Origin of the sequence: Sphingomonas sp. CARO-RG-8B-R24-01, from assembly GCF_022662295.1 — a bacterium.
Taxonomy (GTDB): Bacteria; Pseudomonadota; Alphaproteobacteria; order Sphingomonadales; family Sphingomonadaceae; genus Sphingomonas.
The window spans coordinates 719,371-745,459 of record NZ_JAKNQI010000001.1 but is presented as its reverse complement, the minus strand read 5'-3'; the positions used below and the strand labels follow the sequence as shown (position 1 = coordinate 745,459).

Annotated in this window: 25 protein-coding genes; 14 read left to right on the top strand and 11 right to left on the bottom strand. The window is 68.7% G+C overall.

Annotation, left to right across the window (positions count from 1 at the left end):
* The first annotated feature begins 351 nt into the window (after positions 1–351).
* The 6 genes from L8G49_RS03590 to L8G49_RS03565 are packed head-to-tail and all read left to right on the top strand — an operon-like array spanning position 352 to position 7,374.
* A complete protein-coding gene (locus tag L8G49_RS03590; protein ID WP_242182490.1) occupies positions 352–1,599 on the top strand; it encodes a glycosyltransferase in 1,248 nt (415 codons plus the stop codon).
* Positions 1,596–2,435, top strand: a complete 840-nt coding sequence (gene hpnC, locus L8G49_RS03585; RefSeq protein ID WP_242182488.1) for a squalene synthase HpnC — start codon at positions 1,596–1,598, stop codon at positions 2,433–2,435. Before L8G49_RS03590 ends, hpnC begins: the two co-directional genes overlap by 4 nt.
* Positions 2,432–3,271, top strand: a complete 840-nt coding sequence (gene hpnD / locus L8G49_RS03580; protein WP_242182485.1) for a presqualene diphosphate synthase HpnD — start codon at positions 2,432–2,434, stop codon at positions 3,269–3,271. Before hpnC ends, hpnD begins: the two co-directional genes overlap by 4 nt.
* Positions 3,268–4,536: a hydroxysqualene dehydroxylase HpnE gene (gene hpnE, locus L8G49_RS03575; protein ID WP_277923022.1), complete on the top strand. Its 1,269-nt coding sequence runs from the start codon at positions 3,268–3,270 to the stop codon at positions 4,534–4,536. Before hpnD ends, hpnE begins: the two co-directional genes overlap by 4 nt.
* Before the next feature lie 10 nt (positions 4,537–4,546).
* Complete coding sequence (locus L8G49_RS03570) at positions 4,547–6,607, top strand: terpene cyclase/mutase family protein (RefSeq protein ID WP_242182483.1); 2,061 nt, start codon at positions 4,547–4,549, stop codon at positions 6,605–6,607.
* Positions 6,604–7,374, top strand: a complete 771-nt coding sequence (locus L8G49_RS03565; protein ID WP_242182481.1) for a phosphorylase — start codon at positions 6,604–6,606, stop codon at positions 7,372–7,374. Before L8G49_RS03570 ends, L8G49_RS03565 begins: the two co-directional genes overlap by 4 nt.
* 7 nt (positions 7,375–7,381) lie before the next feature.
* Here the strand turns inward: L8G49_RS03565 and L8G49_RS03560 are convergent, their stop codons facing one another.
* From L8G49_RS03560 to ispH, 3 genes are read right to left on the bottom strand one after another with little or no spacing between them, the layout of a single operon-like run.
* Positions 7,382–7,699, bottom strand: coding sequence for a hypothetical protein (locus tag L8G49_RS03560; protein WP_242182478.1), 318 nt, complete (start codon positions 7,697–7,699; stop codon positions 7,382–7,384).
* Positions 7,700–7,755: 56 nt separating this feature from the next.
* Positions 7,756–8,901 carry an adenosyl-hopene transferase HpnH gene (gene hpnH / locus L8G49_RS03555; protein ID WP_242182476.1) on the bottom strand — a complete coding sequence of 382 codons (1,146 nt, stop codon included), beginning with the start codon at positions 8,899–8,901 and terminating at the stop codon, positions 7,756–7,758.
* 8 nt (positions 8,902–8,909) lie between these two features.
* On the bottom strand, positions 8,910–9,869 hold the full coding sequence (ispH, locus tag L8G49_RS03550) for a 4-hydroxy-3-methylbut-2-enyl diphosphate reductase (protein ID WP_242137642.1): 960 nt from the start codon (positions 9,867–9,869) through the stop codon (positions 8,910–8,912).
* A 295-nt stretch (positions 9,870–10,164) separates the two neighbouring features.
* Between ispH and L8G49_RS03545 the strand changes: the two genes are divergently transcribed.
* Together L8G49_RS03545 and L8G49_RS03540 are read left to right on the top strand one after the other, a co-directional pair.
* Positions 10,165–10,770 (top strand): ABC transporter substrate-binding protein, encoded by a 606-nt coding sequence (locus tag L8G49_RS03545; RefSeq protein WP_242182474.1) that lies wholly within the window; start codon positions 10,165–10,167, stop codon positions 10,768–10,770.
* Between the two features lie 5 nt (positions 10,771–10,775).
* Positions 10,776–11,846, top strand: coding sequence for a VacJ family lipoprotein (locus tag L8G49_RS03540; RefSeq protein WP_242182472.1), 1,071 nt, complete (start codon positions 10,776–10,778; stop codon positions 11,844–11,846).
* Positions 11,847–12,039: 193 nt separating this feature from the next.
* Here L8G49_RS03540 and L8G49_RS03535 read toward each other — a convergent pair whose 3' ends face one another.
* The 3 genes from L8G49_RS03535 to L8G49_RS03525 form a co-directional block, all read right to left on the bottom strand.
* Positions 12,040–14,628: an MMPL family transporter gene (locus L8G49_RS03535; RefSeq protein WP_242182470.1), complete on the bottom strand. Its 2,589-nt coding sequence runs from the start codon at positions 14,626–14,628 to the stop codon at positions 12,040–12,042.
* Positions 14,629–14,635: 7 nt separating this feature from the next.
* Positions 14,636–15,118, bottom strand: a complete 483-nt coding sequence (locus tag L8G49_RS03530; protein WP_242137639.1) for a DUF2141 domain-containing protein — start codon at positions 15,116–15,118, stop codon at positions 14,636–14,638.
* 80 nt (positions 15,119–15,198) lie between these two features.
* The gene (locus L8G49_RS03525) at positions 15,199–15,981 is read right to left on the bottom strand and encodes a hypothetical protein (RefSeq protein WP_242182469.1); all 783 of its coding nucleotides are present in this window, start codon (positions 15,979–15,981) and stop codon (positions 15,199–15,201) included.
* A gap of 135 nt (positions 15,982–16,116) precedes the next feature.
* Here L8G49_RS03525 and L8G49_RS03520 point away from each other — a divergent pair, with 135 nt between their 5' ends.
* The 6 genes from L8G49_RS03520 to L8G49_RS03495 all read left to right on the top strand — a co-directional run bounded on the left by L8G49_RS03520 (position 16,117) and on the right by L8G49_RS03495 (position 22,253).
* Positions 16,117–16,821, top strand: a complete 705-nt coding sequence (locus L8G49_RS03520; protein ID WP_242182466.1) for a DUF4129 domain-containing protein — start codon at positions 16,117–16,119, stop codon at positions 16,819–16,821.
* Positions 16,818–18,029 (top strand): hypothetical protein, encoded by a 1,212-nt coding sequence (locus tag L8G49_RS03515; RefSeq protein ID WP_242182464.1) that lies wholly within the window; start codon positions 16,818–16,820, stop codon positions 18,027–18,029. Before L8G49_RS03520 ends, L8G49_RS03515 begins: the two co-directional genes overlap by 4 nt.
* The gene (locus tag L8G49_RS03510) at positions 18,026–18,982 is read left to right on the top strand and encodes a MoxR family ATPase (RefSeq protein WP_242182838.1); all 957 of its coding nucleotides are present in this window, start codon (positions 18,026–18,028) and stop codon (positions 18,980–18,982) included. Before L8G49_RS03515 ends, L8G49_RS03510 begins: the two co-directional genes overlap by 4 nt.
* A 76-nt stretch (positions 18,983–19,058) precedes the next feature.
* On the top strand, positions 19,059–20,369 hold the full coding sequence (locus L8G49_RS03505; RefSeq protein ID WP_242182463.1) for a DUF58 domain-containing protein: 1,311 nt from the start codon (positions 19,059–19,061) through the stop codon (positions 20,367–20,369).
* Positions 20,369–21,400 carry a stage II sporulation protein M gene (locus L8G49_RS03500; protein ID WP_242182461.1) on the top strand — a complete coding sequence of 344 codons (1,032 nt, stop codon included), beginning with the start codon at positions 20,369–20,371 and terminating at the stop codon, positions 21,398–21,400. The genes L8G49_RS03505 and L8G49_RS03500 overlap by 1 nt, the downstream gene beginning before the upstream one ends.
* Positions 21,381–22,253, top strand: coding sequence for an RDD family protein (locus L8G49_RS03495; RefSeq protein ID WP_242182459.1), 873 nt, complete (start codon positions 21,381–21,383; stop codon positions 22,251–22,253). Before L8G49_RS03500 ends, L8G49_RS03495 begins: the two co-directional genes overlap by 20 nt.
* A 65-nt stretch (positions 22,254–22,318) precedes the next feature.
* On the opposite strand, the gene L8G49_RS03490 is transcribed toward L8G49_RS03495, so the two are convergent.
* The 5 genes from L8G49_RS03490 to L8G49_RS03470 form a co-directional block, all read right to left on the bottom strand.
* A complete protein-coding gene (locus tag L8G49_RS03490; protein ID WP_242137632.1) occupies positions 22,319–22,585 on the bottom strand; it encodes a CsbD family protein in 267 nt (88 codons plus the stop codon).
* Positions 22,586–22,713: 128 nt separating this feature from the next.
* Positions 22,714–23,613 carry a hypothetical protein gene (locus L8G49_RS03485; protein WP_242182457.1) on the bottom strand — a complete coding sequence of 300 codons (900 nt, stop codon included), beginning with the start codon at positions 23,611–23,613 and terminating at the stop codon, positions 22,714–22,716.
* Positions 23,614–23,669: 56 nt separating this feature from the next.
* Positions 23,670–23,849: a CsbD family protein gene (locus L8G49_RS03480; RefSeq protein ID WP_242137630.1), complete on the bottom strand. Its 180-nt coding sequence runs from the start codon at positions 23,847–23,849 to the stop codon at positions 23,670–23,672.
* Positions 23,850–23,977: 128 nt separating this feature from the next.
* Complete coding sequence (locus L8G49_RS03475; protein WP_242137629.1) at positions 23,978–25,468, bottom strand: PAS domain S-box protein; 1,491 nt, start codon at positions 25,466–25,468, stop codon at positions 23,978–23,980.
* A gap of 130 nt (positions 25,469–25,598) precedes the next feature.
* Positions 25,599–25,979, bottom strand: a complete 381-nt coding sequence (locus L8G49_RS03470) for a low affinity iron permease family protein (protein ID WP_242137628.1) — start codon at positions 25,977–25,979, stop codon at positions 25,599–25,601.
* Positions 25,980–26,089 lie beyond the last annotated feature (110 nt).

Sequence of the window (26,089 nt, the reverse complement as noted above, 5' to 3'; positions counted from 1 at the left end):
GCACCGACCTGCACGCACTCCCCTCCCTGGAAGGGAGGGGCTGGGGGTGGGTCGGCCCGTGGTGGCGGCGGCTGCGCGCTCTTCACACCGACCCACCCCCGACCCCTCCCTTCCAGGGAGGGGAGGAGGAGGGCGAATCTGGCTGGTGCTCGTGTTCGCGCGTGACGGGTTCTGGCAGACGCGCGAGCGCGATACGATGGACCTGGCTCCCCTCCCTGGAAGGGAGGGGCTGGGGGTGGGTCGGCCCGTGGCGGCGGCTGCGCGCTCTTCACACCGACCCACCCCCGACCCCTCCCTTCCAGGGAGGGGAGGAGAAGGGCGACGCTCCTCCTGGCAATCGGGGTGTGCGCGATGATCGTGTTCTGGATTGCGCTGCTGTCGCTGGCGATCTGGCTGGTGCTGGTGTTCGCGCGCGACGGGTTCTGGCAGACCAGCGAGCGCGATGCGTCCCCTCTTGCTCCCCTCCCGGGAAGGGAGGGGCCGGGGGTGGGTTGGCCCGTGGCGGCGGATGCGCTCTCTTCATACCCACCCACCCCCGACCCCTCCCTTGCAGGGAGGGGAGAAGACGGGCCGTGGCCTTACGTCGTCGCGATCGTGCCCGCACGCGATGAGGCCGAGGTGATCGCGCGGTCGATCGGCAGTCTCGCTGCGCAGGATTATCCGGGCGACTTCCGCATCATCCTGGTCGATGATTCGAGCAGCGACGGCACCGCCGACATCGCACGCGCCGCGGGTCGCGACCGGTTGCAGGTCCTGACGGGCGCGGCATTGGCGAACGGCTGGACTGGCAAATTGTGGGCGGTCTCGCAAGGAATCGCCGCCGCTGGCACCGCGCCCGACTATCTCCTCCTCACCGACGCCGACATCGCGCACGCGCCCGATACGCTGCGCACCCTCGTCGCGCGCGCGGTCGCGGAGGAGCGGGTGCTCGTCTCGCTGATGGCGCGGCTGCGCTGCGAGAGCCTGGCCGAACGCGCGCTGATCCCCGCGTTCGTGTGGTTCTTCCAGATGCTCTATCCCTTCGCAGCGGTGAACCGGCGCGCCTCGGGCCGCGCTGCGGCGGCGGGCGGCGTGATGCTGGTCGAGCGCACGGCGCTCGACGCTGCGGGCGGAATCGCGGCGGTGCGCTCCGCGCTGATCGACGATTGCGCGTTCGGCGCGCTGATGAAGACGCAAGGGGCGATCTGGCTAGGCCTGACCGACCGCGCCGTCAGCATCCGCCGCTATGACAGCTGGGACTCGGTCGCGCAGATGATTGCGCGCTCGGCCTATGCGCAACTCAGCTATTCGCCGGTATTGCTGGCGGGGACGACGATCGGCCTTGCGATCACCTATCTTGCGCCGCCGCTTCTCGCGATCTTCGGACAGGGCGAAACGCGGATGACCGCGATCGCCGCCTGGGCGTTGATGGCGCTGGCGTTCCAGCCGATGCTGCGCTTCTACCGACGCTCACCGCTTTGGGGACCGGCTTTGCCGGCGATCGCGACCTTTTATGCCGGGTGTACCCTGCTGTCGGCGTGGCAGCACGGTCGCGGCCGCGGCGGACTGTGGAAGGGGCGCGTCCAGGCGGCGCGCCATGAAGAAGGCTTGCCGTCATGACCGCAGCGACACTCGCCTCGGGCAAGGGGCATAAGGACGAGAACTTCCCGGTCGCCTCGGTGCTGCTCAAGAAAGCGCACCGCGCGCCGGTGATGGCCTTCTACCATTTCGCGCGCGCGGCGGACGATGTGGCGGACAATCCGGCGGCGTCGGCGAACGAGAAGCTCGCGCTGCTCGGCACGATGCGCGCGACGATCCTCGGGCACAGCGACGCGGAGGCGACCGCGCTGGCGCTGCGGCGGACGATGACCGCGCACGACCTGTCGTCGCAACATGCGACCGACCTGCTCGTCGCCTTCGCGCGCGATTGCACGGTCGACCGTTATGACGACTGGCCCGGGCTGATGGAATATTGCCGCTATTCGGCGATGCCGGTCGGGCGCTACGTGCTCGACGTCCACGGCGAGGATCATGCCACCTGGGCGGCGTCGGACGCGCTGTGCGCGGCGCTTCAGGTGATCAACCACGTCCAGGATTGCGGCAAGGATTATCGCGCGATCCAGCGGGTCTATCTGCCGCGCGATATCCTTGCGCAGCATGGCGCGCGCGTCGAGGATCTCGGTGGCGCTGCGGCGACGCCGGCGCTCCGCGCGGTGATCGTCGAGATGGCGACGCGCACCGATGCGCTGCTCGCGCAGTCGACCGGGTTCGCGCGGCAGATCCGCGACCGGCGGCTCGCGGCGGAGGTCGCGATCATCCACCGGCTCGCGGTCAGCCTGAACGCGCGGCTGAAACGGCGGGATCCGCTGTCGCAGCGGGTTCACCACCGTGCGCCCGAGGCGCTTGGTCTTGCGGCGTTGGCGGCGGTCACGCAAATGGTTAAGGGTCGGGCATGAACCCAAAGGCCACCCCCGCCCAGTTGCAGGCGCAAGTCTCGGGCAGCTCCTTCTATGCGGGCATGCGCGTGCTCCCCAAGGCGGAGCGCGAGGCGATGTACGCGGTCTATGCCTTCTGCCGGCAAGTCGATGACATTGCGGACGACGAGGGCGGCGACCGGGCAGACCGCGCGGTTGCGCTCGATGCGTGGCGGGCGGACATCGAGTCGCTCTATGCCGGGCGTGACCCCGGCCAGGCGGCGCTGCTCGTCGCGGCGGTCGATCGCTTCAAGCTGGAGAAGGTGGATTTCCTCGCGGTGATCGACGGCATGGCGATGGATGTCGAGCGCGACATCCGCTGGCCCGCGTTCGATACGCTCGATCTGTATTGCGACCGGGTCGCATCGGCGGTCGGGCGGCTGTCGGTCAAGATCTTCGGGATGGACGAGCGCCCCGGAATCGAACTGGCCTATCATCTCGGGCGCGCGCTGCAATTCACCAACATCCTCCGCGACATCGACGAGGATGCGACGATCGGCCGGGTCTATCTCCCGCGCGAACCGCTGGTGGCGGCGGGGGTCCCGCTCGACGAACCGCTGATTCTCGTGGCGGACCCGCGGATCGAGGGCGCTTGCCGGATGCTCGCGGCAAAGGCGCACGAGCATTTCGCGGCGGCCCAGACGATCCTGGCGGCAAGACCGCGCGGGCATCTGCTGGCGCCGCGGTTGATGGCGGCGGTCTATGCGCCCCTGCTGCGGCGGATGGAGGCGGCCGGTTGGGGGGCGCCGCGCACGCGCATCCGGGTCAACAAGCCAGCTTTGCTGCTGACTGTGCTGCGGCTCAGCCTGTTCCGTTGAAGCGCGAGTCGGTTCCGAAGCGCGTCCGGATCATCGGCGCGGGCATGGCCGGGCTTTCGGCCGCGGTCGAGCTCGCGCGTGAGGGCATCGCGGCCACGCTCGTCGACGGCGCGGCGCAGGCGGGCGGGCGGTGTCGCAGCTATCACGACCCGCAGCTCGGGCGGACGATCGACAATGGCAATCACCTCGTCCTGTCGGGGAACAAGGCGGTCCATCGCTATCTCGACACGATCGGCGCGCGCGATCGGTTGAGCGGGCCGAAACATGCCGATTTCGCCTTTGCCGACATCACGACGGGGTCGCGCTGGTCGGTGCGGATCAACGACGGGCCGGTGCCGTGGTGGATCTGCCGCGACGGACGCCGCGTGCCGGGGACGACGGTGCGCGACTATCTGCGTCTCGCGGGGCTCGCCGGGGGGAAGCCCGGGCAGATCGTCGCGGACCGGGTCGATCCGAGCGGGCCGGTGTGGGACAAATTGATCGATCCGGTGTTGCTCGCCGCGCTCAACACCGCGTCGGCGAGCGGCTCGGCCGTGCTGACATCGCGCGTGATCCGCGAAACGCTGGGGCGCGGCGGGCGCGCAATGCGGCCGCAGATCGCCGAGCCGACGCTGGCGGCGGCGTTTGTCGATCCGGCGCTGGCTTGGCTGGCGGGCAAGGGCACTTCGCTGTCGCTGGGGACACGCCTGCGCGCGCTGCGGTGTGACGGCGACCGGGTCGTCGCGCTCGACTATGGGCGGGGTGAGGAAGCGGTCGCGCCGGACGAGGCGATCATCCTCGCGGTGCCGCCCTGGGTCGCGGCCGACCTCGTCCCCGAGCTGACCGTACCCGACGATTTCCGCGCGATCGTCAACGCGCATTTCGCGATCGCCCCGCCGCCCGGCGTGCAGACGATGGTCGGCATCCTGGGCGGGACCGCGGAGTGGATCTTCGCCTTTCCCGACCGCATCTCTATCACGGTCAGCGCGGCGGATCACCTGGTCGACCGCGACCGGACCGCGCTGGCGCGCGCGTTCTGGTCGGATATCCGCGCGGTCCACGGTGGCCCCGCCGAAATGCCCGCGTGGCAGATCGTCAAGGAAAAGCGCGCGACGTTCGCGGCGACGCCCGAACAGGACGCGCGCCGCCCGGGAACGCGGACTCGGTTCGGCAACCTGTTCCTCGCGGGGGACTGGACGCAGACCGGCTTGCCCGCGACGATCGAGGGTGCGATTCGTTCGGGCGAGGCCGCTGCCCGCTTGGCGCGGACCGCGACGCTCGGCTAAGGCCACGCACATGGGACTACAGACGCTGAACCTTGACCGCGACGATCTCGTCGCCGCCGCCGACGCGACCGCGTCGCGTGCCGCCGCCGCGCTGGCGGGGCGCCAGAAGGACGACGGGCATTGGGTGTTCGAGCTCGAGGCCGATGCGACGATTCCGGCGGAATATGTGCTGCTGCGGCATTATCTCGGCGAACCGCGCGATGCCGAGATCGAGCGCAAGATCGGCGTGTACCTGCGGCGGATCCAGTCGGCGGCGCATCATGGCTGGGGGCTGTTCCACGGCGGCGCGTTCGACGTGAGCGCGAGCGTGAAGGCCTATTTCGCGCTCAAGATGATCGGCGACGACGTGGGGGCACCGCACATGGCGCGCGCGCGCGCGGCGATCCACAAGGCGGGCGGGGCGGCGGCGGTCAACGTGTTCACGCGGATCCAGCTCGCGCTGTTCGATTGCGCGCCGTGGAGTTCGGTGCCGACCCTGCCGGTCGAGCTGATCCTGCTGCCGCGCTGGTTCCCGGTGCATCTCTCCAAGATGTCCTATTGGGCGCGCACCGTGATCGTGCCGTTGCTGGTGCTCGCGGCGAAGAAGCCGGTCGCGCGCAACGTGTCGGGGGTGCGGGTCGATGAATTGTACACCGCGAAACGCGCGAAGCTGACGAGCAAGGCCGCGGGGACCAAACCGGGCTGGACGACCTTCTTCAACGGGCTCGATGTCGTGCTGAAGGGCGTCGAGCCGCTGTGGCCCAAGGGCACGCGGGCGCGCGCGATCGACGCGTGCGTCACCTTCGTGACCGAGCGGCTGAACGGCGAGGACGGGCTCGGCGCGATCTATCCGGCTATGGCGAACAGCGTGATGATGTTCGACTGTCTGGGGTATCCCGAGGACCATCCGGCGCGCGCGGTGGCGCGGCGGTCGGTCGAGAAGCTGCTCGTGGTCAAGGACGACGAGGCTTATTGCCAGCCGTGCGTCTCGCCGGTGTGGGATACGGCCCTTGCGGCACATGCGATGCTCGAGGCGGGGGGCGAGGAGGCCGAGGCGCGCGCGGCGGCGGGGCTGGCGTGGCTGAAGCCGTTGCAGGTGCTCGACGTGAAAGGCGACTGGGCGGACGAGAAGCCCGATGTCCGGCCTGGGGGGTGGGCGTTCCAGTATAATAACGCGCATTATCCGGATCTTGATGACACTGCCGTGGTGGTGATGGCGATGGACCGTGCGGTTCCCTTTAGCCCCTCCCCTTCAGGGGAGGGGTTGGGGTGGGGCCGTGCAGTTTACCAGACGCCGGGGCAAGGTGAGACGTCCCCACCCCCAACCCCTCCCCTGAAGGGGAGGGGAGAAGGCTACGACCACGCCATCTTCCGCGGCGTCGAATGGACCGTCGGCCTGCAAAGCAAAGACGGCGGCTGGGGTGCGTTCGATGCGGACAACAGTTATCACTACCTCAACAACATCCCCTTCGCCGATCACGGCGCGTTGCTCGACCCGCCCACCAGCGACGTCACCGCGCGAGTCGTATCGATGCTCGCGCAACTCGGCGAGCCGATCGACAGTCCCCGCATGGCAGCGGCAATGGGCTTCCTCGAGAAGGAACAGATGCCCGATGGCAGCTGGTTCGGGCGCTGGGGGGTGAATTACATCTATGGCACCTGGTCGGTGCTGTGCGCGCTCAATGCCGCCGGGCTCGACGGGCGGCATCCGATGGTGCGCAAGGCGTCGGACTGGTTGCTTCACATCCAGAACCTCGACGGCGGCTGGGGCGAGGACTGCGACAGCTATGCGCTCGATTACAAGAGCTACACGCCCGCGCCGTCGACCGCGTCGCAGACCGGCTGGGCGCTGCTCGCGCTGATGGCGGCGGGGAAGGTGGATCATCCCGCGGTCGAGCGCGGCGTGCGCCACTTGATCGCGACGCAGGACGACGAGGGGCTGTGGGGGCAGGAGATGTACACCGGCGGCGGATTCCCGCGCGTGTTCTATCTGCGCTATCATGGCTATCCGGCGTATTTCCCGCTTTGGGCGGTGGCGCGGTATCGCAATTTGAAACGCTCGAACAGCGCGCGGCCGGCGTTCGGGATGTGAGCGTGCTCGTCGCCTGCGGGCTGGTGCGCGAGGCGGCGATCCTCGCGCGGCCGGGGTTCGTGGTCGTGGCGGGCGGCGGGGATTCTGCGCGGCTGGAGCGCGAGCTCGAGGCGGCGGTTGGAGGTGCCGCGCTGGTGTTGTCGTGCGGGGTGGCGGGGGCGCTCGACCCGACGTTGCGCACGGGGGATGTGGTAGTGGGGGTGCTTGCCCCTAATTCCTTCCCCGGCGAAGGCCGGGGCCCAGTCGAGGAACAGAAGAGGATCTCGCGTGGCGCTCAGTTACAACCACCTCCGCGACTGGGCCCCGGCCTCCGCCGGGGAAGCGGAGTGGGGGGGGCGTTGGTAGAGTGGCTCCTTCAGAGCTTGCCCGACGCTCATTTCGGCACCGTAGTCGGCGCGGACACCATCATCGCCTCCGTCGCCGAAAAAGCTGCGCTCTACGCCAATACCGGTGCAATCGCAGTCGACATGGAATCGCACATCGCCGCCCGCGTCGCCGCGCGACACGATCTTCCGTTCGCCATCATCCGCACCATTTCCGACAACGCCGACCAAGCGCTTCCCCCCGCCGCGCTGGTGGGGATGAAACCCGACGGCGGCGTAGCGCTCGGGGCGATCCTCGCGTCGCTCGCGCGCAACCCGACGCAACTGCCCGCGCTCATACGCACCGGGCGCGATGCAGGGGCGGCATTCAAGGCGCTCGGCCGGACGTTTGATCTGATGGAGGCAAAGGGGTTTGCGCAGTTCGTTGCGCAAATGCCCACGTAATCCCTTCCTACCGCTGCGGTCCCGCATCCGCGCGCGGGACAAGCCGCATGATCCATTTGGGATAGCCCTCGGGGGCCAGCACGATGTCGGGCACCTCGATCGGGTCGTTCCCGGTCTCGACCCAGCCCGCACCGTGGCAATGATCGCAGATCGCGCGCTTGCAGCGGAAGCTGACGAGATCGATCTCGGTATTCCACTGGCCGTAGCCGTGGCAGATCGGGCAATGCGCATCGAGCATCCCGTTGCGCTGCTGGAGCGGGATGATGTCGAAGGCGTGCGGGCTGTCCGGCCCGTCGCAATATACGATGTCGCTGGCGTGTGGCATCACGGCCCAACGCCGCCGCCCGCGGATCGCTCCATCGGGCGGCGGCGCGCGTTCCTTCAGGCGGCGCGCTGAGTGCGCTTGAAGCCTTCGGGATCCGCCGCCTTGATCTTGGCAAGCTCGCGCTCGACGTGGAGCGAGTGGACGTCGGTCGCCTTGCGCGCGTGGCTCAGGTCGATGTCGGGTGCCATCGGTCCTTCGGTCTTCACGCCCTTGCGGCCGATCGTGAACATCTTGAGCGGGTGGCGGATCGAGTCGCTCGCAGCGGTACCCTCGAATCCGCAATGGACCATGCAGTTCGAGCACTTCTCGTATTTGCCGACGCCATATTGATCCCAGTCGGTGCCCTCCATCAGCTCGGCGAACGTGTCGACATAGCCTTCGCCGACGAGGTAGCAGGGCTTCTGCCAGCCGAAGACGGTGCGCAGCGGCATCGACCACGGGGTGCACTCATAGGTCTGGTTGCCCGCGAGGAAATCGAGGAACAGCGGCGAGTTGGTGAAGGTCCACGCCTTGCCGCCGTCGCCCTTGCGGAACACGTCGCGGAAGAAGTTCTTGGTCCGCTCGCGCGTCAGGAAATGCTCCTGGTCGGCGGCGCGCTCGTACGAATAGCCCGGCGAGATGGTGATCTCGACGCCGCGCTTCTCCATTTCGTCGAAGAAGCCGGCGAGGCGGGTCGAATCCGCTCCGTCGAACACGGTGCAATTGACCTGGACGCGGAAACCCTTGGCCTTGGCCATTTCGATCGCTTCGATCGCGACCTCATAGGTGCCGGCCTGATCGACCGCATGGTCGTGCATGCCCTTGTCGCCATCGAGATGGATCGACCAGGTAAAGTAGGACGACGGCTTATAGTCGTCGATCTTCTTCTTCATCAGCAGCGCGTTGGTGCACAGGATGACGAACTTCTTCTTGGCGATATAGCCTTCGACGATCTTGGGCATGTCGCGGTGGAGCAACGGCTCGCCCCCCGCGATCGAGACCGCAGGCGCGCCGCATTCGTCGATCGCGTCCATGCACTGGTCGAACGACAGGCGCTGGTTGAGGATCGCATCGGGATAATCGATCTTGCCGCAACCGGGGCACGCCAGATTGCAGCGCAACAGCGGCTCGAGCATCAGCACGAGCGGGTATTTGCCGCCCTTGATGTGGTTCTTGAGGGTATAGGCGCCGATGCGCGCCAGCGGGGCGATGGGGAGGCTCATGTCGGCTCCTATGCGCTTATTACAGCGGCTTGGGTAGGGGTAGGCACGTCGCGCAACTCGCGCGGCAGGCCGAACTGGATCGATTCGTCGACGCCGGCGAGCTGGCTGACCTCGACCGGGCCGAGCTTGCGCAACGCGGCGATCACGCTGTCGACCAGCTCGTCGGGGGCGGAGGCACCCGCGGTCAGGCCGACGCGTTCGATCCCCTCGAACCAGGCAGGATCGATCGCGCTGCCATCCGCGACGAGATAGCTCGGCAGCCCCTCGTCCGCGCCGAGGTCGCGCAGGCGACTCGAGTTCGAGCTGTTTTCAGACCCCACGACGAGGATAAGGTCGGCGACCTTGCACAGGTCGCGCACCGCGCTCTGGCGGTTCTGCGTGGCGTAGCAGATTTCCGATACGTCCGGGCCGATCAGGTCGCTGAAGCGGTTGCCGAGCGCCGCGATCACGCCACGCGTATCGTCGACGCTGAGCGTGGTCTGCGTGATGTACGCGAGCGGCGTATCGAGCGGCAGGTCGAGCGCGGCGACGTCTTCCTCGGTCGAGACGAGGTGGACGTGGACGTCGACCTGTCCGCGCGTGCCGATCACCTCGGCATGGCCTTCATGCCCGATCATCACGAGCGTCCGCCCGGCCTTGGCATAGCGGCGGCCCTGCAGATGGACCTTGGTGACGAGCGGGCAGGTCGCGTCGAATACGGGCAGGTTGCGGCGCTTGGCCTCTTCCTCGACCGTGCGGGCGACGCCGTGCGCGCTGAAGACCGTCATCGCGCCCTCGGGCACTTCGTCCAGATCCTCGACGAACACCGCGCCCTTGCCGCGCAGCGTGTCGACGACGTGGCGGTTATGGACGATCTCGTGCCGGACATAGACCGGGGCACCATAACGATCGAGCGCCCGTTCGACGATCTCGATCGCGCGAACAACGCCGGCGCAGAACCCGCGCGGGTTGGCGAGAATCACTTGCAAGCAAAAAACCTTTCCGTCCGCTCTCGTGCTGAAACCGGATGCCCGCCATAGAAGGACCGGGCTGGTTCGTCACGCACGCCCCAGATAGATATTCTAGTCGCGCTGCAACATATGCGAAAGCATGAAATCTCCTTCATTTATCACCATGTTGGCATTCGCGGCCGGTTTCGCGCCGGATCCGTGGCCGATTCTGGTCGTTCATCGGGGCTACAGCGGTTTGTGCTAGCGCACATGGAATGATACCGCGCGGCCCACAGCGGGGTGCGGTCGTTCCGTCTCCCCAAGGAGTTCTTGCATGACTTTTGCTATCCGTTCCGTCGTGGCCGGCGTGCTGTGTTCGGTCGCCGCCCCAGCGCTGGCGCAGACCGCAGATCCGGCGCGCGCACAGGTGCAGACGCTCGACGACGGCCTGCTCGCGATCATGAAGGGCGGCAGCAGCCTCGGTCTGCAGGGGCGCGCGAGCAAGATCGGCCCGGTGGTCGACCAGACGTTCGACATCCCGCTGATCACCCGGCTGTCGGTCGGGCCGGACTGGGTCAAGGTCGCGCCCGCCGACCAGACCGCGCTCGTCTCGGCGATGCGGCGGATGACGGTGTCGCAATATGCCACCAACTTCAGCAGCTGGTCCGGCCATACGATCACGATCGACCCGCGGATCGAGACGCGCGGTGCGGACAAGCTGGTGCGCACGACGCTGTCGGCGCCCAAGGAGGATGCCGTGCCGATCGCCTATCGCTTGCGCCAGAGCGGCGGCAAGTGGCGCGTGATCGACGTTTATTATCGTAACGCGATCAGCCAGCTCGCGACCCGTCGCGCCGATTTTGCGAGCGTGTTCGCCAAGGGCGGCGCCAAGGCGCTGATCGCGCATCTCGACGTTCTCGCCACCAAGAGCGGTCGCTAAGCATCGTGGGACTCCGGGGGGAATGCAGCGTGCTCGCGGTCGCGGCGGCGCTGATCGCGACACCGCTCGCGGCACAGGGAATGCCGGTCCAGGCGGCTGCGGACACGTCGGCACCGCGCCCCGGGGCGGCAACCGCGGTGCGCGCGGGGGCGGCGCAGGCCCCGGACACGGGACGCGCGCGGCATCACCGCACCAAGGGCGACCCGCTCGAGGGGTTCAACCGCCGGATGTTCTCCGTGAACCAGCTGTTCGACCGGATCTTGTTCCGCCCGGTCGCGATGCTTTACAAGACGGTCGTCCCCAAGGTCGCGCGCAAGGGCATCCGGCACTTCTTCTCCAACGTCGGCGAGCCGCTGGTCTTTGCCAACGACGTGCTGCAACTCAAGCCAAAGCGCGCGGTGAAGACTCTCGGACGGTTCGTGGTGAACACGACGGTGGGCCTCGGTGGTCTGCTCGACGTCGCCAAGACGCAGGATTTCCGGCTTCCGCACCGCGACAACAGCTTCGGCGACACGCTCGGCCATTATGGCGTCGGACCGGGGCCGTACATCTTCCTGCCGTTCTTCGGGCCGAGCGACTTCCGCGACCTGGGTGCCGGGATCGCGGAGAGCCAGACGCTCGCGTTCACGATCGGCACGCCATTCGACCGCGCGGAATATCGTATTTCGGAAGGCGTGCTGACCGGGCTGGATCTGCGGGTCGAGGCGGATGGCGAGTTGAACGCGCTGGTCGCGGGGGCGGTCGATCCGTACGCGACGCTGCGCTCGTCCTATCTGCAGGACCGGGCGGGGCGGATCGCGGAGACGCATGGCAGACGGGGCTCGGCGGCGGGTGCGCTGTCGGATCCGCTGGCGGACCCGTTGGCCGATCCGGCGGGTGGGGCACCGGTAGCGGTGCCGACGCCCGGGGCGGCGGCGACCGATCCGTTGGCGGATCCTTTGGCCGATCCGGCGGCGCCCGCGCGAGTTGCCGAACCGCCGACGCCTGCGCCCGCGACTCCGCGGGCGGCGGATCCGCTGGCCGATCCGTTGCAGGACCCGGCGGCGACACCGGCACCGGTCGCTCCATCCCGGTAAGCGGACTTATGGTTGAAATTGCCCGTCTGGAACCGGCAACGTCTTCCGCCCCCCTTTCCGTCATCCCCGCGGAGGCGGGGATCCATACTGGCAGACCGTGCCTGTTACCGAGCGACATAGGGAATGGATTCCCGCTTTCGCGGAAATGACGACCGTGGCGCGATGAACGCTAGGGCTCCGCGTCGTTTAGCCCTCACGCCTTCTTGCGCGGCGGCCCCAGCAACGCCGGTTCGAAGATCAGCGCGCAGACCAGAGTCCACGCGAGCGAGATCATCAGGATCTTCCCCATGCTCGCGGTCCCCGGATGATGCGACAGCCACAAGCTGCCGAACGCACTTCCGGTCGCGAGCGCGCTGAACAGCACAGCGCGTGCAAGGCTCGACTGGAGCAGGTCGGTCGCGCCGCCGCGCCACGCCATCACGAAGTAGATGTGGAATGCGACGCCCACCCCGAACAGCAGCGGGAAGGCGATGATGTTGGCAAAGTTGATCGGCTGTCCGATCAGCACGCAACTCCCGAGCGTCAGGAACCCCGACAGCACCACGGGCGCGAGCGTGAACGCGACCTCGCGCACGTCGCGCAGCACCACGAAGAGCAACACGCTGACCAGCGCGAGCGCTAGGATCCCCGCCTCGACGAAGGCCCAGGCCACCGTCCGGGCGGCCTCCTGCGTCGCGACGGGCAGGCCGCTCGCGGTCGGCGCGACCGTGCGGACCGCGGCGGTGAAGCGGCGGAGCACGGCATTGTCGTTGCTGTCGCCCTTGGGGAAGACCTGCACCAGCGCGCGCCCATCCTTCGCCACCCAATTGCCCGCGATCTCGGGTGGGAGCGTCTCGCGCGTTACCGGCTCCGCCTGGAGCGCCGCGCGGATCTGGTCGAGCATCGTCCCGAGCGGCGGGACGAGCAGCGCCGTCGCGGCGACGCGGAGCCGGGGCGCACCCGCCGCAAGCCGCTCGAACGCGGTCGCGAGTCGGGTCGCATCGGCAGCGGCGGCGCCCGGATGCGCGGCAGCGGCGGTGCGGAGGTCGGTCGCGGTCTTGCGCAAGGCGGCGGCGTTGTCGGCATCGCCCGGCGCGGACGCGAGGTCGAACGGATTGATCGTCGCATCCAGCAACAAGGATGCATCCTGCACCAGCGCGAGTTTCGCATCCTGATCCTGCGGGACGTAACCGTCGATCGACACCGCCTCGGCGACCTCGGGCAGCGCGGACAGCTTTGCGGCGAGCGCCTTGGCCGCCTGCGCATTCGGGGCGAGCACGTTGATCGTATTGGGGGTGCGCAAAGGGTCGCGCATCAGGTCCGCCAGCGCGCGCATCGCCGGGCCGTCCTTGGCACGCAGATGCAGCGGGTTGAAGTCGAACTGGACGAACGGCAGGAGCGCGATGCTCCCCGCCATCGAGAGCGCGAACGCCCACAGCACCGTCTTGCGATGCGCATGCAACCAGCGGTCGAGCGGTGCTGCCTCGGCGAACCCGACCTCGCGGCGTGGTGCTCCGGGCTTGAACAGCATGAGCAACGCCGGAAGCAGCGTGACGCTCGCCGCGAGCGCGACCAGCATGCCGAGCCCCGCGATGATCCCCAACTCCGCGATCCCGACATAATCGGTCGGCAGGAACGCCCCGAACCCGAGGAACACCGCCCCCGCCGCCAACGCCAGCGGCGCGCCGAGCGCGCTGGCCGCGCGTTCGAGCGCGGGGCCGGTGCCCGCACCCTCCAGCCGTTCCGCGTTGAAGCGCACCGCGATCTGGATCCCGAAATCGACCCCAAGCCCGACGAACAACGGAATGAACGCGACCGAGATGAGGTTGAGCGCGCCGACCGCGAGCAGCCCGAGCGCGGTCGTGACGATCAGTCCCGCGACGATCGTCAGCAGGATCGCCGCGACGATCTTGGCCGAGCGCACCGCGAACCACAGGGTCACTACCATCGCCAGCGCCATCACCGCACCGACCCAGCCGATATTCTCCTCGAGCGTCGCGAACTCCTCGTCCGCGAGCGGGACTTCGCCGGTGGTGCGGACGGTGACGCCATGCGCCGGATCGAGGCCGATCCTGGCCGCCTGCGCGACGATCGCGCCGACCGCGTCCTCGCCGGGTTGGAGCGCGCCATAGTCGAGCCGTGGCTGCGCGAGGATCAGGCGGCGGCGGGGCGGGGCGGTCTGGCCGGTGCCCGCGAACAGGTCCTGCCAGGAGAAATAGGCGGGCTTCACTGCCGCCGAGGCATCGAGCGCGTCCGCCATCGTCCGCATCGGGCGCGCGATCCGCGCGAGCGGGATGTCGCCGCGCTCGACGCCGGTCAGCATCGTCGAGAACGCTCCCGCGATCCCGCGCAACGACGGGTCGCTCGCGAGCGGGCCGAGGAGCGGTTGCGCATCGATCAAGGCCTTGGTCGAGCTCCGCACGTCGTCGACCGAACCGAACAACAGCCCCTCGCGGTCGAAATACGCGCCGCCATCGGGCCGCTGGACGCTGCGGAAATGCTTCCTGTCGGCGGTGAGCGCGGCGCTGAGCCTGGCGGTCGCGGCTTCGGCCAGTTCGGGCGTCTTGCCGTCGACGACGACGAGCAGCACGTCCTTGAGCTGCGGGAACGCCTGTTCGACCGCTTTCTCCTGCTGCCGCCAGCCGATCGTGGGCGAGATCAGCGCCGCGGTATCGGTCGTCATCGCGAAATGCCCCGCGGCGTAGAGCATCGCCCCCGTGACGAGGGCAAGGCACAGGCCGAGGACCGCGAACGGCGTTCGCACGCCGAGCGCGACGAGCCGCTGGAGCAGGCGGGCGATCATGCCGCGGCTACTGCTGTGCCGCGGGGGCGTTCGGGCCCAGGAAATAGCGCAGCTTCAACCGGATCGTTCGTTCGCGCCCGTCATAGTCGAACACGGCCTCCTCCCATTTCGGGGGCGACATGCGGATCTTGGCATCGTTCGAAAAGCCGACGCCTTCCTTGGGGATGCCAAACAGCGCGCGGTCGACCTTCCCGTTGCCATTCTGGTCGTAATAGACCTGCGCGGCATAGCGGCCGGGCTTGAGATCGCGCAGCGTCACGGTCGTCATTCCGACCTGCGCGGCGCTGTCCGCTGCGATGGGGCAATCCTTGAGGAACTGGGCCTGGGTGCACAGGTCGACATGGACCCGGCCCGTCCGCGCGCGGACATTGTCGACCTGGACGTGCAGCACGCCGCCGGATGGCGCAGCGCCGACCGTGAGCAGGGCGGCCGCGGGAAGACACAGCAGGGAGCGGGATCGCGCACGGCGCGGAGCGGCAAGGGACGTCATGCGGCGCCTCTAGCCGGAATTTCGGCCAAGATTAAGACCGCATTGCCTGCGCACGGTCTCGACCCGCCACGGCGGCGGCGTCAGGCGAAGATTTCCGAGAGTTGATCGACCTGCGGTCCGTCCTTCCAGTCGCGCAGCTCGACGTAGAGCGACGTCTGGATCGCGGCGACCGTGGCGGTGGTGATCGTGGTCGATACGGCGGTCAGCAGCGTCGACAGGGTCGTGAAGCCTTCGATCCCCCGCGCGACCGTGGGCAGCCCCGTGACGGCGAGCGTGATGACCCCGACCGCCGCGATCAGCACGTAATAGAGCACGAGCAGCAGCAGCCCCAGACCGAAGATGTTCCAGCGTGCCCCGCGGGTGAGGAACGCGCTGCGCCCGAACGCCGCGAATACGCCCGACCGGTCGACCACCAGCGACGGCACTGCAACCGCCCAGGCGAGATAGAGCATGACGCCCGGGACGATGAAGAAGGCGAAGCCGACCAGCAATGCCAGGCCCAGCAGCAAACCAAGCCCGAGCAGCGGCAGGGCGAAGCGGGCGCCGGTGGCGATGCAATCGCCGAACGAGACCCGGCGCTGATCGCTATGCGCGATCGTCGCGCGGACCAGGCCGCCCTGCGCCAGTTGCGTCAGGACGAAACTGGCGAGATAGATGGCGCCCGTCATCACGGCGTTCGTGCCGAAATCGCGGGTTGGCCCCATGCCCGACTGCCACAGGCTGAGCAGCGCGATCGGCAGCGCGCTGAACAGGAAGGCAATGCCGAACATCGTGACCGCATTGGCGCCCAGAGCGGCGAACGCGCGGTTCAGCACCCGGCCAAGCGACACGCGACGGTCGGAAACGGATGGGACGGTGGCCATGGAACCCCTCTGCACACGATGCCCCACCGAACCTAGGCGGCCACGGATTGCTGTAAAGCGCAATTTGGCGATTGCGCGCATCGCGTGTTGGTTTAGGCTCGGGGCGTAGCGACGGGTGCTGCCAGGGGAAGCCGAGTGAGCGGGGGAACAGCGCAACAGGCGGCCGCCGATGGCGACCGGTTCGCTGCCGCCCATGCGGCGCTCAGGGCTGACCCGAACGTCCAGTTCGTGCTCGGACAGCCGACTCCGCCGCCACAGCCGCCGCAGTGGGTGTCGCAATTCCTGCATTGGCTCAGACGCGTGCTGGAACCGCTCGGGCGGCTGCTCGGCTGGATCACGCGCCAGATGCCGGCCGCGCCTTATGCCAGGATCTTCCTTTGGACGGTGATCGTCGCGCTGGCGCTGGTGGTGGCGTGGATGGCTTATCAACGCATCCGGCATGGCGAATGGCGCTGGCCGTACCGCCCCCGCGCCCGCCAGGCGGCCCCGCGCGACCAGGCACCCGACTGGCAACCCGAGTCCGGCCCGGCCCGCGTGTGGTTGCGCGAGGCCGATGCGCTGGCCGACGAAGGGCGCTTCGCCGAGGCGGTACATCTGCTGCTGATCCGCTCGGTCGACGACATCGCGCGCCGCCGGCCCCGCCTCGTCCGTCCCGCGCTGACCAGCCGCGAACTGGGCGCGGCCGATGCGGTTCCGCCCGCGGCGCGGGGGTTGTTCGCCGGCATTGCGGCGCTGGTGGAACGCAGCCTGTTCGGCAACCGCCCGGTCGATGCCACGGACTGGGCGCGCGCGCGCGCCGCTTACGCCGATTTCGCCTTGCCCGGGACCTGGCGCGCATGAGCGATATCGCCATCGCGCGGACTGCGGAGCAGGGGGCGTTCGGGGTTCGCACCGTCGCCATCCTCCTGGTCGTCGGTATCGCCGCATTCGTCGGGATGGTGGTGCTGGGCGCCTATGCGCCCGATTGGCGGTCGGGTCGCAACGGCGGGGCGCACGCGCTGTCCAACGCGGCCGTGGGGTTCAGTGGGCTCGTCCGTCTGGCCGCGGCGACCGGCCGCAATCCACAGATCGTCCGCAACCCGCATGCGCTGGGGACCGAGGATCTGGTCGTGCTGACCCCCGAAAGCGCCGCCACCGACATGACCGCCGTCCTGGCGCAGCGCGCGGTCAAGCCGACGCTCGTCGTCCTGCCGAAATGGCTGACGGTGAAGGATCAGCGGCATGACGGCTGGGCCGATTACATCGCCGTCCTGCCCGCCGCGCAGCCGGAGGGCGTGCTCGCCCCGCAATATCCGCTGCGGGTACGGCACTATCGCGGTGGCGGGCAGCCGCTGAAGACGTTGGGGTGGATGCCCGCGACGCTGCGCTTCACCGCACCGCGCGCGATGCAGACGATCACCGGGCCGGGGATGCGCCCGGTGCTGAGCGATCAGGCCGGGCATGTCGTGCTCGCGCAGGTCGGCAGCCGCCCGCTCTATGTTCTCGCCGATCCCGACCTGTTGTCCAACCTCGGGATGCGCGACGCCCGACAGGCACGGGCGGCGCTCGCGCTGCTCGACTGGCTCAATTCGACCGGCGCGACTTCGATCGTGTTCGACGTCACGCTCAACGGCTTCGGCCGTTCCCCCAGTCCGCTCAAGCTAGCGCTGGAGCCGCCGTTCCTCGCGATGACGCTTGCGCTTGCGGCCGCGCTGCTGCTTGCTGGGATCCAGGCGACCGCCTCGTTCGGCGCGCCGCGCCGACGCGCCCGCGCGATTGCGTTCGGCAAGGCTGCGCTGATCGACAATGCCGCCGCGCTGGTGCGCAAGGCGGGGCGGCAGGGGGGATTGGGCGACCGCTACGCCGATGTCGTGCGCGAGCGGGCGGTCGGCGTGTTTGGCGTGCCCGCGCGGCTGCGCGACGACGCGCTCGACGGGTATCTCGACGCCCTGGCAGGGCGTGCGCGGTTCACCGCGCTGGCCGAGGACGCGCGGGCGGCGCGGCATCCGCGCGACATGCTGGCGGCGGCGCAGGCGCTGCACCAATGGTTATGGGAGAAGACACGGTGACGGTAGAAGACGTGCGCGACCTCGCGCAGACGATCCGGCGGGAGATCGGCAAGGCCGTGGTCGGGCAGGAGGCAAGCGTCGACATCCTGCTGGTCGCGCTGTTCGCTGGCGGCCATGTGCTGCTGGAGGGACCACCTGGAACCGCCAAGACCCTTTTGGCGCGGACCTTCGCCCGCGTCGTCGGTCTCGATTTCGGGCGGATCCAGTTCACCCCCGACCTGATGCCGGGGGACATCATCGGCGCGAACCTGTTCAATTTCCAGACCAGCACCTTCACGCTGACGCGTGGCCCGATCTTCACCGATCTGCTGCTCGCCGACGAGATCAACCGCACCCCGCCCAAGACCCAGGCCGCGCTGCTGGAGGCGATGCAGGAGCGCACGGTCACGATCGACGGCGAGAGCCTGCCGCTGGGCGCGCGCTTCATGGTGGTGGCGACGCAAAACCCGATCGAGCAGCAGGGCGTCTATCCCTTGCCCGAGGCACAGCTCGACCGGTTCCTGTTCAAGCAGACCGTCGACTATCCCTCCGCCGCCGAGGAGCGCCGGATCATCGCGACGTACGGCGCGCAGCAGCAGGCGATGGCGCCGGAGGGATGGGGCGTGGAACCGCGCACCGATGCAGCCACGATCGGCGCGGCGATCGACACGGTCGCGAGCGTGCGGCTGGTCGATGAGGTGATCGACTATATCGCGGCGCTGGTGCGGGGCACGCGCGGGGTCGCCGATCTGGAAAGCGGCGCATCGCCGCGCGCGGGGGCGATGCTGGCGGGCGCGGCGCGTGCGCGGGCCGCGATCGACGGCCGCGATTTCGTGATCCCCGACGACGTGAAGGCGCTGGCGCCGGCGTTGCTGCGGCACCGGCTGATCCTCTCGCCCGCCGCCGAAATCGACGGGCGCGCGATCGAGGACGTCGTCGCGACGATCATCGAAACGATCGAAGCGCCGCGGTGAGCCTGGCGGCAAAGGTCAGGCGCATCGTGCGTCTTCGCTGCCGGCGCGGCGGCACGACGCGCGCGAGACGGCGCGCGTGATCTATCCGACGCGCATGGCGGTGCTGGCAGCGGCGGCGGGGGCGCCGGTTGCGCTGGTGATCGGCGTGCTGATGCCGGAGCGCTGGTATGCCGGGCTGGCGTGGCCGCTGGCGGTGCTGCTGCTGGCGGCGGTCGACGCGGTGACGGGCGCACGTACCGCCACGGCGCGGATCGACGCGCCAGCGACCGCATCGGTCGGCGAGACCGTCGACGCGACCGTAACCGTGGTGCTTGCCGGCGCGTCCCCCCCGCGGAGCGCCGAAATTGCCCTGGCGGTCGGCCCGGTGTTCGAAACACCGGACGATGCGCGCGCCTGGGTCGCGCTGCGGGGCGGAACGGGGGCGGTGCTGCTCGCGCTGACCGCCTTGCGCCGCGGAACGGGTCGGATCGAGCGGATCTGGCTGCGCTGGCGCGGGGGATGGGGGCTGGTGTGGCATCAGCGCAGCATCGCGACCGCAACGCGGATCGTCGTGCTGCCCGATATTCGCGCGCTGAAGGACAAGGGTGCGGAGATCTTTCGCCGCCACGCGCTGGAGGGCCTGCTGACGCAGGTCGATCGCGGCGACGGGACCGACTTCGATGCGCTCGTCGAGTTTCGTTCGGGCATGGACCGGCGCGCGATCGACTGGAAACAGTCGGCGCGGCATCGCAAGCTGCACGCGAAGGAATTCCGCACCGAACGCAACAACCAGATCGTCTTCGCGATCGATTCGGGACGGCAGATGTCGGAACCGGTGGCGGGACTGCCGCGCGTCGATCGCGCGGTGTCGGCGATGTTGCTGACGGCGTGGGTGGCGCTGAAGCTCGGCGACCGGGTTGCGCTCCATGCGTTCGACTCGCGCCCGCGGATCGCGAGCGGTCTGGTGTCGGGCATGCCCGCCTTCGCCAACCTTCAGCGGCTCGCCGCGGAGATCGACTACAGCGGTGAGGAAACCAATTACACCTTTGCGCTGACGACGCTCGGCACGCGGTTGACGCGGCGCTCGATGATCGTCGTGTTCACCGAATTCACCGACCTGACGAGCGCGGACTTTCTGGTGCGGGCGGCGATGCGGATCGTGAAGACGCATCTGCTGCTGGTCGTCGTGCTGCGCGACGAAGACGTCGAGGCGATCGCGGACCGCGCGCCCGCGACCGCGGATGACGTGACGCGCGCGGTGACCGCGGCGGCGCTGCTGCGCGACCGCCGCCTGGTGCTCGCACGCCTGGAGCATGTCGGGGTGCATGTGATCGAGGCCGAACACGACCGGGTCGGCGAACGGCTCGTGGCGGGCTATGTTGCGCTCAAACGGAGGAACCTGCTTTGATGGCGACTGCCGCCGCCCCGTCGCTCGGCCAGCCGGTGCTGGTCAACGCCACCCGCTTTCGCGCGGCGCATGCCGCCGAATGGGAGCGGCTGGACGCGATCATCCGTCGAATCGAGAAACGGTCGATCCGCGCCGTGTCGCAGGAGGATCTGCTCGCGCTGCCGCTGCTGTACCGCACGACGCTGTCGTCCCTGTCGGTCGCGCGCGAAACCTCGCTGGACCGCGCGCTGGTCGGGTATCTCGAGCAGCTGTGCACCCGCGCCTATTTCCAGATCTACGGCGTCCAGACGTCGGCACTCGGGCAACTCGGGCGGTTCTTCACGCATGGCTGGCCGATGGCGGTCCAATCGCTTTGGCGCGAGACGCTGGTTTCGTTCCTGCTGACGGTGGCGGGGGCGGTGGTCGGCTATCTGCTCGTGCGCGGCGACTCCGCCTGGTTCTTCGCGATCGTCGGCGATGGCATGGCGGGCGGCCGCGATCCGTCCGCCTCGGTCGAGACGCTCCGCAAGACGATCTACACGACCGAGCACCGCGAGATGCTGGCGACCTTCGCGGCGTTCCTGTTCACCCATAATGCGCAGATCGCGATCCTGTCCTTTGCGCTGGGGTTCGCCTTCGCGGTGCCGACCGCCTTGCTCATCACCTATAACGGCCTGATGTTGGGGGCGTTCATGGCGGTGTTCGTGCCGAAGGGGCTGGGTGTCGGCTTTACCGGGTGGATCATGATCCACGGCACGACCGAATTGTTCGCGATCATCCTGTCGGGCGCCGCCGGTTTCCGGATCGGCACCGCGATCGCCTTCCCCGGGCGAAGGACGCGCAACGATGCGGCGGTGGCGGCGGGGCGGACGGGCGCGATCGCCATGGCGGGAACCGTCGTAATGCTGTCGATCGCCGGGATTCTGGAAGGGATCGGGCGGCAGGTACTGACCGACGACCTGACGCGCTATGCGATCGGAACCGGCATGCTGGTCGCCTGGCTGCTGTATTTCTACCTGTCGAGGAGCGCCGATGCGACCGCCCCGGCCTGACCGCGCGGCGCGCCCGACGTCGCTGCGGCGTAGCTTCGTGACGCCGGAAGGAGTCGATCTGCGGCTCGAACTGGGGACGGCCGGGGCGCGCGTGACCGCGTTCCTGATCGACGCGGTCGCCATCATCGCCCTGCTCGTCGCGGCGACGATCGTGCTGTTGCTGCTGTTCTTCTCGGCCCACGCCAGCGGCCTGGCGATCATCTGGCTGCTCGGGTGCTTCGTCCTGCGCAACGGCTGGTTCACGCTGTTCGAAATGGGCGGGCGCGGGGCTACGCCGGGCAAGCGGATCATGGGGTTGCGGGTGGTCGCGCGCGATGGCGCGCGGCTGACCGGCGGTGCGGTGATCGCGCGCAACGCGATGCGCGAGATCGAACTGTTCCTGCCGCTGACCTTCCTCGGCCAGCGATCCCTGGAGGGGCAGGCCGATGCGGCCCTGACGCTCTTTTCGCTCGGCTGGAGCGGCATTTTCCTGTTTTTCCCGCTGTTGAATCGCGACCGGCTGCGGGTCGGCGATCTGCTCGCGGGAACATGGGTCGTGCGAACCGCGACGGAACGGCTCGAGTCCGACCTGGCGCAACCGGAGGTGCCGGCCCGCCGGGTCTTTTCCGAAGCGGCGCTGGGGCTATACGGCGAATTCGAGTTGCAGACGCTGGAGACCGTCCTGCGCAGCGGCAGCGATGCGGCGGTGGCGACCGTGGCCGCGACGATTCGCCGCAAGGCCGATCTGCCGGATGATGGCGACGATCGCGGGTTTCTGACGGAATATTACGCGGCCCTGTGCGTCCGGTTGGAACGCGGGCTGCTGATCGGCAAGCGCCGCCCCGACAAGTTCATCGCCAACGCGCCGCGCTGACCTGCAAGACCGGCACCGGCGCGGGGGGGCGCGCCGGTGCCGATCGGGTGTCGGAGCGCCGGGCTTTAGCCCTTGCTGGCGCTGAGGCCGGTGACGAGCGCGCCGAGCAGGAAGCCTGCGGCAGCCGTGATCCCGAGCGCGAGCAGCGGGCTGTGCTCGACGGTTGCGCGCGTTGCGCTGACGGCATCCCCGTAAGCACCCTCGAGCTGCCCGGCGACCTTGCGCGCGGCGCCCGATACTTCGGTCGTGCGATCGCCGGTCAGTCGGCCGAAGCCTTCTTCGAGTGCGCCTGCGGTGTGCTTGATTTCGCCGGTAACCTGATGCGTGTCCATGATCGTCTCCTGTGAGGGGGGGGCAGTGTAATTTGGGGAATGACGGCCGCCGCAAAGGCTACGCTACAGGCGGCGACCGCCATTCCCTGCGCGCCCGGGGGGCAGGCGCGCGTCCTTGCCGGCGCCGGTTAGGCGCGGCGGACCTCATGACCGCGGCGGCGCGTCGCGGCGGCCCCGGCAAAACCGGCTGCGCCTGCACCGAGCAACAGCGCGATGACCGCGGTGAAGGACGTCCCGGCTGCCGCGCTTGCGCCGGCATCGGCTGCGGTCTTGGCGGTGGCGACCGTATTGTCCTTGGCCTGGACGAACTGCTGCTTGGCGCGCGCTACCTGCGCGGCGGCCTCGGCACGGGGAATCTTGCGCTGCGCGGCGACGATGTCGACGATCCGCGCTTCGGCCTGATTCCCTTCGGCACCGCCACGCGCCATTGCCGGCAACTGCTTGGCGACTTCCTTCTGCGCTTCCTGCGGCGTCATCTGGGCCGGGTCGGCCGGGGCCGTGTCGAGATAGGCCGCGGCCTCGTCCTGGACATCGATGCCGGCCGCCTTGGCGACGGTCGGCGCGGACGCGCCGATGCTGGTCCCGGCGGCGCTCGCGACGCCGCCGATCGTGCGGAACGTGCCGCCGATGATCGACCCGACCGCCGAGGTCAGCAGGTACAGCGTGATGATCAGCGTCACGCCCCAGATGACCAGACCGTGGACGAAGCCGTCGAACTGTTCGTTCAGGCCAGCAAGGCGGGATGCGGCGTAACTGCCGGCACCCAGCGCGACGATCGTGCTGACCACCCACCACAGCGCGGCACCGATGCCGAAGCCGCTCGCGCTCGGGGTCGAGCCGTTGACCGGATCCACCAGGCTCATGCCGATCCCGGTCCCGAGCAGCCCGAGAACGATCTGGATGGCGATCGCGATGGTCACGCCCGCGAACACCGCCTGCCACGACATGCGCGAGCGATGGAGGACGGCAGCGCCGGGGGCGTGCCCGTGGTCCGCAGCATGGACCGGATCGACGTAGGATTGTGCCATTCGATATTCCTTGTTGGGTTGACGTCGCCGTTCAGCGGAAGACGCCAACGGGACGGTTAATTTTTCTGGAGGTCGTGCGAGGCGGCGTTGGCCTTGCCGATGGCGGCCTGCGCCTGGCCGGCCGCTTTTTCGGCGGCGCCCGCAGCTTGCCTTGCCCGGTCACCGGTGATCTTGCCGATCGCTTCCTTGATCGAGCCGATCGCCTGCTTGGCAGCGCCTTCGATGTGGTCGTCCATCGTGCCGTCCCTTCCATTCCGGCCGCGCCCACGCGCCGCCGTTGAGGGAGAGAAATAGTACCGGAACGGGCGCGCCCTAGAGCCGCCTGCACCAAATCGTCTGGTGCAGGTTTACCATTCCGTATCCGTCAGCGCGACGCCGGGCGGCGGGTGGAGGGGAGCGGGAAACCGCGCTCGCGCGCCCAGATGATGGCTGCGCCGCGTCGATTGACGCCGAGCTTGCCGTAGATGCGGGCCACGTTGTTGCGAACCGTGTTGCGCGACACGCCCATCGCCGTCGCAATGGCGGGATCGTCCAGCCCTTCGCACATCAGGCTGAGCGTTTCGCGCTCGCGCCCGGTCAGCGAGGACACCTCGGCGACATGCTGCTGCGCACTGGGCGCACGCAGATTGGCGAGCTTCTCGACGATCGTGCGGCTGAACCAGTTGGTATCGCGCATCACCGTCTCGATCGCCCCGATCAGCTCGCGTTCGGACTGGCGCCGCTCGGCGATGTCCTGGACCACCCACAACACGCAGTCGCTGCCATGCATCGGAAAGATCCCGGTGGAGATCAGCACGTCGATCCGCGCGCCGTCCTTGCGTTGCAGGCACGCGTCGCGCGCCTGGAACCCGCCGTCCTGGCGCATCGCCTGCTCGATGTCCGCCCGCGCGGCGGCGTTTTCCCAGAGTTTGAGCGACCCGGCGGTTTGCTGCTGCAATTCGTCCGCCGTATATCCGGTGAGGTCCAGCAGCGCGGCGTTCCCCTGCAGGAAGCGGTGATCGTCGAGCGTGGCGACGCCGAGCCCGATCGGCGCGAGCTCGAACATGCGGTGCGATCTCGCCTCGCTCTCCCGCAATTCGCCTTCGATCCGGCGGCGCGGCTCGAGATCGGCGAAGGTGAACAGCATGCACGGCTGTTCGTTGAGGTCGATCGGCTGGCCACCGACGATCACCAGCTTGCGGCCACCGCCGGGCAGGTGCAAGTCGGCCTGCATCTGCGGGATCGTCCGCCCTTCGCGCAGGCGCTGCTTGGCGAGACCGGGATCGGTGACGTCGGCGAGCACGTCGAGTTCATAGACCGTGTGCCCGAGTACGTCGTCCCGTTCCCAGCCGGTCATTTCCAGAAAGCCCGCATTGACCTTGACGAAGCGCTGGTCGGACAGGCGACAGATGACGGCGGGCGCGGGATTGGCCTTGAAAGTCTGCTCGAACCGTTCCTCGGCCTCGAACCGCAGCGAGACGTCCTGGATGACGAGGACCAGCAGGTCCGGCCGGTCGTCGCCGTCGGTCAGGACCAGGCTGCGGATCTGGTGGATCCAGCGCGCTTCGTCCTCCCCCTCCCGGACGACCTCGACGACGACTTCGCTGAACGCTTCCCCGGCGACCGCGCGTTCGATCGGATAGTCGGCCGGATCGAGCCAGTGGTTGTTGCGATACCGCAGACGGAACCGCTGGCGATAGTCGTCGACCGTCCTGCCGAGGTCGGGGATGCGTTCGACACCGTGCATCCGCAGACCCGCTTCGTTCGCCCATACGATGTCCTGCTCCGGCGACACGATCACGACGCCTTCGGTCAGTCCGGACACGATCTGCTGGAGGCGGCGGAGATCGACACCGGTACGATGTAAGGCAGGCATTGCGACGTCTTCCATGAGGGCCGCGGGATGCGGGTCGGCGGATAACGCGGGACCGGCGATGTGGGTACCAAGGGCTTCCGATCCCGCTGCATCACCATCGTCGCGGGATGGCGCGAGCCTGGACCGTCGGTCAGCCGGGTTGGCCGAGGTGACGCGCCGCGAGCTCGTGTTCGGCGACGTCGCCGGTGCGACGCAGCGCCTCGAGCTCTTCCTCGGTCTTGCCCTCGATGCCGGCGATCTCGTTCCGCGCGCCCTTCATCGCGAAGACCAACTCGTCGATCTTCATGTGGAGCGCGCGTTCGCTCAGCCGCTGCTGGTTGAGCACCATCTGCGTCAGCGTGATTGCCAGCACCGACAGGACGAGCGTCAGGGTATTCTCAGCGGCCGCACCGCCGACGATGAACCAGGTCGCACAACCGAGCGCGACGATCAGGATCGCCATCGGATGGCCCGCCAGCGTCGAACCCCAGGCGGAGAGCTTGCATCCGAAATTATAGAGACGCTTCAGCATGGCAGGTTTCGTCCGATCGCCCATGAGACCATCCTCGGTTGCACCCGATGGCGTTTCGCAGACCGCCACCCGCGCGACGCCGCGTCGTATCGGATTAGAGCGGCAGCGCG